The sequence below is a fragment of the Nocardioides sp. genome, assembly GCF_024509035.1.
Taxonomy (GTDB): domain Bacteria; phylum Actinomycetota; class Actinomycetes; order Propionibacteriales; family Nocardioidaceae; genus Nocardioides.
In genome coordinates this window covers 1-9,003 of sequence record NZ_JANINT010000083.1, presented here as the reverse complement: position 1 = coordinate 9,003, position 9,003 = coordinate 1, and the positions used below count along the sequence as shown (strand labels likewise).

Here is a 9,003-nt window from a genome sequence, read left to right as displayed (position 1 = left end):
CTACCTCGTCGACCACACCGGCACCCGCCGGATCCCCAGCACGCCCCGGACCGCCCAGCACCCCGAGGATCTGCTGCGGCCGATGGTCATCGAGCTCTGGCACTCGCCCCTCACCATCGAGCTCGACCCCGACTACCCCGACGCCGCTTGACCATCCTGGTCCGGGTACTCCATTGCGGCGGAAGGTCCTGCCGTTCACAGACCGAATCTCGGCAGGTCAGGACTCCGGGCGCAGCTCCGCACGGCAGGCGGGCCACGATCTCGATGACGTCAGCGCGCTCAGAGGCTGATCCAGTAGTGGCGCACGAGGCCGTGCCCGTCGTCGACAGTCCTGTCCAGGACGCCGCCGGATCGCTCGATGGTCCTGATGGAGGCCGCGTTGTCGTCCATGCACACGAGGAGTGCGCGTTCCAGTCCTGCCTTCCTGGCGCGCGGCAGTGCCTGGGCCAGCGCCCACGTGGCGAGGCCGCGGCCGCGCGCTGACGGGCGGATGCCGTAGCCGATGTGCCCGGTGCGGAGCACGTCGTCGTTGGTGAACGGTCGCAACGCGATGCCGCCGAGCACGACCTCCTGCTCGACGATCCACCACAGCCGAGCCGGGCGGGAACGCAGCCTGTCCACCCAGGCGGCGAAGCCGGGGGCACTGTCGACCTCGTCGTCGGGGCCGATGCCGAAGCCGTCCTCGTGGAGTCCGGGCCCCCACTCGCGGTGGGACTCCAACCAGGCGGCGTGTCGACCGGCGTCCGGCTCGATGAGCTCGGGCATCAGCGGTAGAAACCGAGGAAGCTCCGCGAGGCGGCGTCGACGATCTCGTCCGGGGTGGCGTCGAGGGTGCCGCTGAGCCAGCGGGTGATCAGCTCGGCCATGCCGCCGATGAAGAGGATCCCGCCGATCTCGTCCTCGTGGTCGCTGCCCCGTCGCTCGCCCCAGAGGATCCGCGTCTCCTCGGTGGCGCGCTGGGCGAAGTGGTGGAGGAGCTCGGTGCGCCGGTGGCGCAGGGCGGGCATCGCGCCGGCCTCGATGATCGCCACCTGGCCCTTGCGCGGGTCCTCGACCAGCAGCTCCACGAACGCGCGCACCGAGGCCAGGACGCGTCCGGCGGGGTCGTCGCCGGCGGCGTCGGCGGCAGCGGTGGCTCGCTCGTCGATCTCGGCGGCGATGGCGTCGAGCACGGCGGTCAGCGCCTCGTCGAGGTTGCGGAAGCTCTCGTAGAAGTAGCGCTCGCTGAGCCCGGCCTCCGCGCAGATCCGGGTCATGGTGGTGGACACGGTCGGGTCGGCCCAGACCGCGAGCGTCGCCTCCAGCAGGCGGGCGCGCCGCTCGGCGACCCGCTCCGCCGCGGGGACGCCCCGATAGACCCCTGCCTGCACCGCCATGCCCGCCAGCCTCTCACGGTCGGAGAGCGGTCCGAAGTGCCCCGCCCAGAACATTGACAGGACGCCCTTCCTGAATCAGGGTGAGGCCAGGACACGAGGAGGTCACCATGGCGGATCGGGCCGCGACCGGGGCACGCGCGGACGTCAGCGAGGTGCCGGCCCTGCGGGCCGGCGACAACGGGTGGCCGGTCGTCGGGCGGTTCTTCGACTACACCCGCGATCCGCTCGCCGTCTTCCGGCACCAGTGGGAGACCTACGGCGCCGTCTCGCCGTTCCCCGCGATCCTCGACGAGATGGTGATGCTCCTGGGGCCCGACGCCTGCGAGGAGGCGCTGCGCAACAAGGACAAGGCGTTCGCCAACGAGCCGGCGTGGGGCCGGATCGTCGGGCCGTTCTTCAACGGGGGCCTGATGCTGCTCGACTTCGAGGAGCATCACGCGCACCGGCGGATCATGCAGGAGGCGTTCACGCGCGACCGGCTGACGGCGTACGCCGAGCGCATCCATCCCGCCATCGCCGCGGGCACCGCGAGCTGGGGGAGCGAGCGGGAGTTCCGGGCCTACCCGGCGCTCAAGCAGCTCACGCTCGACATCGCCGCGGACATCTTCATGGGCGGCGCCCCGCAGACCGGACGCGACGAGATGGAGCGGGTCAACCGGGCGTTCATCGACTGCGTCCAGGCCGCCGCCGGCGTCGTGCGCGCCAACGTGCCGTTCACCCGGTGGGGCCGCGCCTACCGCGGACGCGCGGTGCTCGAGAGGTTCCTGCTCGACTACCTGCCCGCCAAGCGGGCCACCCGCACCGACGACATCTTCTCGGTGCTCTGCCACATCGAGACCGAGGACGGCGAGCGGTTCAGCGACGAGGACGTCGTCAACCACATGATCTTCTTGATGATGGCCGCCCACGACACCTCCACCATCACCACCTCGACGATCCTGCAGCTGCTCGGCCAGCACCCGCAGTGGCAGGAGTGGTGCCGGGCCGAGACCCTCGAGCTCGGGCCCGAGCCCACGCTCGCCGAGCTCGAGGGCCTCGAGTCGCTCGACTGGGTGATGAAGGAGGCGCTGCGCCTGCACGCGCCGGTGCCGGTCCTCGTGCGGCGCGCCGTCAAGGACACCATCGTGCAGGGGGTGCGGATCCCGGCGGAGACCTACGTGGCCATCGGCGTGCAGTTCTCCCACCTCATGGAGGAGTACTGGACCGATCCCCTGAGGTTCGACCCCGAGCGGTTCTCACCCGCCCGTCGCGAGGACCGCTCGCACCGCTACGCCTGGGAGCCGTTCGGGGGCGGGGTGCACAAGTGCATCGGGCTCTACTTCGCCGGCATGGAGGTCAAGGCGATCCTCCATCGCCTGCTGCGCCACTACCGCTGGAGCGTCGACCCCGGCTACGAGGCGCCGTACGACCACCACTCGCTGCCCTTCCCCACGGACGGGCAGCCGATCGACCTCGTCCGCATCGACCCCCGACCCGTCCGTTGAACCGACCCAGAGGTGACCCACAGATGACCACGACCCGCCAGATCGCCGGAATGTCCATCATCGTCACCGGCGGTGCCCGGGGCATCGGCCGCGCCACCGTGGAGCGGTTCGCCCGCCTGGGCGCCTCGGTCGCCGTCGGCGACCTCGACGCCGACCTGCTGGCCGAGGTGGCCGCGCCGTTCGGCGACCGCGTCGCCACCGCCCGCCTCGACGTCACCGACCCGGCGTCGTGGCGGGAGTTCCTCGCCGCGGTCGGGCACCTCGGCCCGTGGGACGTGCTGGTCAACAACGCCGGCATCATGCCGCTCGGGTCGGTGCTCAAGGAGCCCGACGAGGTGACCCGGGCGATCTTCGACGTCAACGTGCACGGGCCGATCAACGGCACCAAGGCCGTCGCGCCCGGGATGGTCGAGCGCGGGCGCGGCCACATCGTCAACGTCGCCTCGGCCGTCGGCCGGGTGGCCGTGGCCGACGGGGCGTCCTACTCCGCCTCCAAGTTCGCGGTCGTCGGCTTCAGCGAGGCCACGCGCGCCGAGCTCGCGCCGTTCGGCGTCGACGTCTCGGTGGTGCTGCCGACCGTCGTGCAGACCGAGCTGTCGGCCGGCGTGCCCGCGGCCAAGGGCGTGCCGCCGGTGACGGCCGAGGACGTCGCCGAGGTCATCGAGAGCGTCGTACGCCGGCCCCGCGCGGAGATGTGGGTGCCGCGCTGGGTGCAGGGCCCGACCAAGGCCATCCAGGCGCTGCCGCGGCGGGTCCAGGAGGTGATGGCCAAGGCGATGGGCGCCGACGACGTGCTGGCCCAGGCCGACCCGGCCGCGCGAGCGGCCTACGAGGCACGCGCCCGACGCGGCGCGGAATAGGCGTCACGGGTCGTCCGGTTGCAGACTCAGCAGAGTCACGACGACCGGAAGGCCCGCCCCCTGATGACGACGACCGCGCCACCGGCGGGGCTGCAGCCCAGCGATCGGGCCTCGCACTTCGCGCTGGCGGTCCTGGCGCTCGCCCTGGGCGGGTTCACCATCGGCACGACCGAGTTCGTGACGATGGGGCTGCTGCCGCAGATCGCCGACGGCGTGGACGTCTCGATCCCGAGCGCCGGCCACTTCATCTCGGCGTACGCGCTCGGCGTGGTCGTGGGGGCGCCGCTCATCGCGGTCTTCGGGGCCCGGCTGCCACGGCGAGGGCTGCTGGTCGGGCTGATGGCGGCCTACGCCGCGTTCAACCTGCTCAGCGCCGTCGCGGGGAGCTACGGCGTGCTGTTCGTCGCCCGGTTCCTCGACGGGATGCCGCACGGCGCCTACTTCGGCGTCGCGTCGCTCGTGGCCGCGAGCCTCGCGCCACCGGCCCGACGCGGACGTGCGGTCGCGTCGGTGATGCTCGGCCTCTCGGTCGCCAACGTCGTCGGCGTGCCGGCGGCCACGTGGCTCGGCCAGCAGGCCGGCTGGCGCGCGGCGTACGTCGCCACCGCGGTGATCGCCGCGCTCGCGATCGTGATGATCCTGGTCTTCGTGCCGTCCTGCCCGGGCAACCCCCACGCCACCGGCCGCCGGGAGATGCTGTTCTTCCGCAACGGCCAGGCGCTGCTCACCCTGCTCGCCGGGGCGGTCGGGTTCGGCGGGCTGTTCGCCGTCTACTCCTACATCGCCCCGACGGTCACCGAGGTGGGCGGCCTCGCGGAGTCCGCGGTGCCGGTGTTCACCGCCGCCTTCGGTGTCGGCATGGTCGCCGGCACCTGGCTGGCCGGCCGGCTCGCGGAGTGGTCGGTGTTCCGCACCCTGATCTGGTCGGGCGTCGGGTCCGGCCTGGTGATGCTCGTCGTGTGGGCCGCGGCGCCGCACGGCTGGCTGCTGCTGCCCGCGGTGTTCCTGGTGACCGCGATCGGCTCGGTGCTGGTGATCAACCTGCAGCTGCGCCTGATGACGGTCTCGGGGGAGGCCCAGACCCTCGGCGCGGCCATGAACCACGCCTCGCTCAACATGGCCAACGCCCTGGGCGCCTGGCTCGGCGGCGTGGTGATCGCCGCCGGCTACGGCTACCGCGCGCCGGCGCTGGTCGGCGGCGCGCTCTCGGTCGTCGGCGTGGCCGTGCTGCTCTGGTCGGCCTCGGTCGACCGCTCGGCCCGCTTCGCCGACCACTCCTCGGCCAGCAGGTCGTAGCCGACCAGGTCGACCGGCGTGCCGTCGCCGGTGCGGGCCGCGCGTCGGCGTACGCCGGTGCGCTGCATGCCGTGCGCTTCGAGCACCCGCAGCGAGGCGACGTTGGGCGCCGCGGCGTAGCCGGCGAGGCGCCCGAGCCCGAGCGTCTCGAACGCGTGGCCGATGACGAGGCCGGCGGCGCGGGTGGTGATGCCGCGGCCGCGGGCGTCAGGGTGGGTCCAGTAGCCGACCTCGGGCTCCTCGCCGAGGCGGTAGAGGCCGACGACGCCGAGCAGGGTGTCGTCCTCGGGCGTGCAGACGGCCCAGGTGATCGTGTGGTTGGTCGCAAGGCGCTCGGTGACCCGCTCGAGGAAGGTGCGGGCCTCGGCCTCGTCGGGGTCGCGTGGCAGGAAGGCGAGCCAGTACTGCGTGTCCGGGTCGCCGATGCCCGTGACGATCCGGGGCACGTCGGCCTCGGTGAACGGCCGCACCCGTACGCCGTCCCCGTCGAGGACCGGGTTGTCGCGCCAGGTGGTGCGCGGCTCGCGCGGGTCGTCGCGCAGGAGCGTGCCGACCCAGCCGTCGAGGAGCTCGCCGCGCTGGGGCAGCCAGCGCCGGACGACGCCGTCGTAGGAGAAGCCCAGGCGCCAGGCCACCTTGCGCGAGGCCCAGTTGCCGACGTTGGCCCACCAGATGACCGACTGCAGGCCGCGCTCCTCGAAGCCCCAGTCGAGCAGCAGCCGCAGCGCCCGCTCGACCACGCCGGTGCCGCGCACCGCCGGGTGCGAGCCGTAGGCGATCTCCGCGCGGCCGTCGCCCTCGTTGCGCAGCGAGACCGTGCCGGCGTACCGGCCCTCGTGCTCGACCGCGAAGATCCACTCCACATCGTCCACCCACCGTGAGGGGCAGAACTCCTCGACGAAGGACCGGGCGTCGTCCATCGAGTACGGCACCGGCACCGTCGTCCACCGCTGAGAGGACGGGTCCTGGCACTGCTCGAAGGATCCCTGCGCGTCGTCGGGGCGGTGCGCCCGGAGCGTGACGGTGCCGTCGGTCAGCGTGGGCGCAGGCATGGCAGGACCCTCTCAGGGGCCGCGGAGGGGCGGCAAACGGATAACCCGGATGCCGGGGCGTCGACCCCCATGGGAGAGAATGAACCACATGTCCACCACGACCGCACCCGAGGTCTCGGCGTCCCCTCAGGAGTCGGGGCAGGGGTCGAGCACCTCCCGGCCGCGCGTGCTCTCCGGCATCCAGCCGACGGCCGACTCGTTCCACTTCGGCAACTACCTCGGCGCCCTGCAGCAGTGGGTGGACCTGCAGCAGGACTACCAGCCCTTCTTCTTCATCGCCGACCTCCACGCGATCACCGTCGAGCAGAACCCCAAGGTCCTGCGCGAGCGCACGCTGCGCGCCGCCGCTCAGCTGATCGCGATGGGCATCGACCCCGATCGCTCCGCGATCTTCGTGCAGTCGCAGGTGCCCGAGCACGCCCAGCTCGGCTGGGTGCTCCAGTGCCTCACGGGCTTCGGCGAGGCCCGCCGGATGACGCAGTTCAAGGACAAGTCCGCCAAGGGCGGCGAGGGTGCGGCCAGTGTCGGGCTGTTCACCTACCCGATCCTGCAGGCGGCCGACATCCTGCTCTACCGGCCGCACTACGTCCCGGTGGGCGAGGACCAGCGCCAGCACCTCGAGCTCACCCGCGACCTGGCCCAGCGGTTCAACAGCCGTTACAAGAAGACGTTCCGGCTGCCCGAGCCGTACATCCTCAAGGCGACCGCCAAGATCACCGACCTGCAGGACCCGACGGCGAAGATGTCGAAGTCCGCGTCCTCGCCGTCGGGCATCGTCGAGATGCTCGACGACCCGAAGTCGTCGGCCAAGAAGATCCGGTCCGCGGTGACCGACTCCGGCTCCGAGGTGCGGTTCGACGCCGAGGAGAAGCCCGGCGTGAGCAACCTGCTGACGATCTACTCGGCGCTCACCGGGCGGGCCATCCCCGAGATCGAGCAGGACTACGTCGGCCGCGGCTACGGCGACCTCAAGAAGGACCTGGCCGAGGTCGTGGTCGAGTTCGTCACGCCGTTCCGGGAGCGGACGCTCGAGCTGATCGAGGACCAGTCCTACCTGACCGACGTGCTCCGACGCGGCGCGGAGCAGGCCGGCGCGGTCGCACGCGGGACCCTGAGCGACGTCTACGAGCGGGTCGGGTTCGTCCCGGCGGGCCAGTAGGGTCTCCCACGTGCCGACGATTGGCGTAGCGGTCGCGATCCCCGAGCCCTGGGCCTCCGAGCTCCAGGACTATCGGCGGGGCGTCGGCGACCACACCGCCGCGATGATCCCGACGCACATCACGCTGATCCCACCGACCGACATCGACGACCTGCACGTCGCCGAGGTCGAGAAGCACCTCGAGGAGGTGGCCGCCGAGACCGGATCGTTCCGCGTGCACCTGCGCGGGACCGGCACGTTCCGCCCCGTCTCGCCGGTCGTGTTCGTGACGCTGGTCGAGGGCATCTCGCGCTGCGAGCAGCTCGCGAAGTCGCTGCGCCGGGGTCCGCTGGACGTCGAGCTGCAGTACCCCTACCACCCGCACGTCACCATCGCCCACCACCTCGCCGACGACCTGCTCGACCGGGCCTTCGAGGAGCTCGCGGGCTTCGAGTGCGCCTTCGAGGCCCAGCGCTTCCACCTCTACGTCCACGACGATCGCGACGGGTGGCGTCCCACGCGCGACTTCCCGCTCCAGGCGGCCCAGGCCCGCTGAGGGCGCCGAGCTCATGGCGGCGGGCGGAGGAGGGGTCGGCGGACGGCTGGCCCGGGTGCGCCGCAAGCGTCCGCTGGTCGACCACCTGGTGCGGATGCAGGAGCACTACGGTGCGGTGAAGGCCGGTCAGCAGGCCGGGGCGATGACCTACTTCGCGTTCCTCTCGTTCTTCCCGATCATCGCGCTCGCGTTCTTCGTCGTCGGGCTGCTCTCGCAGGTCTACGACGGCGCCGACGAGAACCTGCGCGCGGCGATCAACTCGATCCTCCCGGGGATCATCGGCAACGACGCCGACCAGCTCTCCCTCGACGACATCCGCACGTTCTCGGGGTGGGCGGGCCTCATCGGTCTGGCCGGTGTCCTCTACTCCGGACTCGGGTGGGTCTCGGCGCTCCGTGACGCGCTCGTCATCGTCTTCGAGGTGCCGGCGCGCGCGCAGCCGGGGTTCGTCCGCGGCAAGCTGCGCGACCTGCTGACGCTGGTCACGCTCGGCGCGGTCCTGCTCGTCGCGGTCGCCGTCACCGGCTTCGTCAGCGGGTTCTCCGGCGAGGTCGTGGGCTGGTTCGGCATGGGCGCCGACCTCGGCTGGATCGCCACCCTGGTGACGGTCGTGCTCGGTCTGGCCGCCAACGCGCTGCTGTTCTACCTGGTGTTCCGAATGTCGGCCGAGCCGCCCACCCCGTCGCGCTCGCTGTGGCAGGGAGCGCTCTTCGGGGCGCTCGGGTTCGAGGCGCTCAAGCAGGTCTCGAAGTACCTCCTGGCCTCCACCAAGGACCAGCCGGCCTTCCAGGCCTTCGGCATCGCGCTGATCCTCCTGGTCTGGATCAACTACTTCTCGCGGGTGGTCCTCTACGCGGCCGCCTTCGCCCACACCGCACCCGAGGCCCGGGCCGCCCGGGAGGTCGAGGCCGCCGCGCTCGTGCAGGGTCCGCCCTCACCGCCGGTCGCCGCCCGTCCGACCGCCGACGCCGGGCCGGCCTGGCTGCCGTCGTACGTCGCCGGCGCGGTGAGCACGCTCGGGGTCCTGGCCCTGTGGCGGAGGCTCGTGAGGCGTCCCTGATACCGGCGTCCCTGATACGGGGGATCCACCGGCAACCGAACGGCCCGCCCGCGCGTCTCACTGCGTAGCATCCCAGGCACGTCCCGGTAGCGGAGGTCGGACATGAGTCGTCGGCGTCGAACTGCACGCGACAAGGCACTGCGCCTCAGGGCGGCCCAGGCGAAGGAACGCCGGCGCCGGG

The 9,003-nt window shown here is 72.1% G+C and carries 8 protein-coding genes and 1 pseudogene; 6 read left to right on the top strand and 3 right to left on the bottom strand.

What is annotated here, in order from left to right; genetic code table 11:
- Positions 1–279: 279 nt before the first annotated feature.
- Together Q0L15_RS06910 and Q0L15_RS06905 are read right to left on the bottom strand one after the other, a co-directional pair.
- Positions 280–765 (bottom strand): GNAT family N-acetyltransferase, encoded by a 486-nt coding sequence (locus Q0L15_RS06910; RefSeq protein WP_296603188.1) that lies wholly within the window; start codon positions 763–765, stop codon positions 280–282.
- Positions 765–1,376, bottom strand: a complete 612-nt coding sequence (locus Q0L15_RS06905) for a TetR/AcrR family transcriptional regulator (RefSeq protein ID WP_296603187.1) — start codon at positions 1,374–1,376, stop codon at positions 765–767. The genes Q0L15_RS06910 and Q0L15_RS06905 overlap by 1 nt, the downstream gene beginning before the upstream one ends.
- Positions 1,377–1,483: 107 nt before the next feature.
- Here Q0L15_RS06905 and Q0L15_RS06900 point away from each other — a divergent pair, with 107 nt between their 5' ends.
- The 3 genes from Q0L15_RS06900 (at position 1,484) to Q0L15_RS06890 (ending at position 5,016) form a co-directional block, all read left to right on the top strand.
- Positions 1,484–2,860 carry a cytochrome P450 gene (locus Q0L15_RS06900; RefSeq protein ID WP_296603186.1) on the top strand — a complete coding sequence of 459 codons (1,377 nt, stop codon included), beginning with the start codon at positions 1,484–1,486 and terminating at the stop codon, positions 2,858–2,860.
- A 23-nt stretch (positions 2,861–2,883) separates the two neighbouring features.
- Positions 2,884–3,720: an SDR family oxidoreductase gene (locus tag Q0L15_RS06895; RefSeq protein ID WP_296603185.1), complete on the top strand. Its 837-nt coding sequence runs from the start codon at positions 2,884–2,886 to the stop codon at positions 3,718–3,720.
- A gap of 63 nt (positions 3,721–3,783) precedes the next feature.
- Entirely contained in the window at positions 3,784–5,016 is a 1,233-nt protein-coding gene (locus Q0L15_RS06890) for an MFS transporter (RefSeq protein WP_296603184.1), read from the top strand.
- A gap of 74 nt (positions 5,017–5,090) precedes the next feature.
- Here Q0L15_RS06890 and Q0L15_RS06885 read toward each other — a convergent pair.
- Positions 5,091–6,068, bottom strand: a pseudogene (locus tag Q0L15_RS06885) (GNAT family N-acetyltransferase); the annotation flags it as partial.
- An 88-nt stretch (positions 6,069–6,156) separates the two neighbouring features.
- Between Q0L15_RS06885 and trpS the strand changes: the two are divergent.
- Genes trpS through Q0L15_RS06870 form a run of 3 tightly spaced genes read left to right on the top strand, consistent with a single transcriptional unit; the run spans position 6,157 to position 8,822 of the window.
- Positions 6,157–7,227 carry a tryptophan--tRNA ligase gene (gene trpS / locus Q0L15_RS06880; protein WP_296603182.1) on the top strand — a complete coding sequence of 357 codons (1,071 nt, stop codon included), beginning with the start codon at positions 6,157–6,159 and terminating at the stop codon, positions 7,225–7,227.
- Positions 7,228–7,237: 10 nt separating this feature from the next.
- A complete protein-coding gene (locus Q0L15_RS06875; RefSeq protein ID WP_296603180.1) occupies positions 7,238–7,762 on the top strand; it encodes a 2'-5' RNA ligase family protein in 525 nt (174 codons plus the stop codon).
- A gap of 13 nt (positions 7,763–7,775) precedes the next feature.
- The gene (locus tag Q0L15_RS06870) at positions 7,776–8,822 is read left to right on the top strand and encodes a YihY/virulence factor BrkB family protein (RefSeq protein ID WP_296603179.1); all 1,047 of its coding nucleotides are present in this window, start codon (positions 7,776–7,778) and stop codon (positions 8,820–8,822) included.
- The last annotated feature ends 181 nt before the right edge of the window (positions 8,823–9,003 follow it).

Coding starts and splice junctions, on each gene's coding strand:
- Q0L15_RS06910 (WP_296603188.1), bottom strand. CDS start 765: ATGCCCGAGCTCATCGAGCCGGACGCCGGTCGACACGCCGCCTGGTTG.
- Q0L15_RS06905 (WP_296603187.1), bottom strand. CDS start 1,376: ATGGCGGTGCAGGCAGGGGTCTATCGGGGCGTCCCCGCGGCGGAGCGG.
- Q0L15_RS06900 (WP_296603186.1), top strand. CDS start 1,484: ATGGCGGATCGGGCCGCGACCGGGGCACGCGCGGACGTCAGCGAGGTG.
- Q0L15_RS06895 (WP_296603185.1), top strand. CDS start 2,884: ATGACCACGACCCGCCAGATCGCCGGAATGTCCATCATCGTCACCGGC.
- Q0L15_RS06890 (WP_296603184.1), top strand. CDS start 3,784: ATGACGACGACCGCGCCACCGGCGGGGCTGCAGCCCAGCGATCGGGCC.
- trpS (WP_296603182.1), top strand. CDS start 6,157: ATGTCCACCACGACCGCACCCGAGGTCTCGGCGTCCCCTCAGGAGTCG.
- Q0L15_RS06870 (WP_296603179.1), top strand. CDS start 7,776: ATGGCGGCGGGCGGAGGAGGGGTCGGCGGACGGCTGGCCCGGGTGCGC.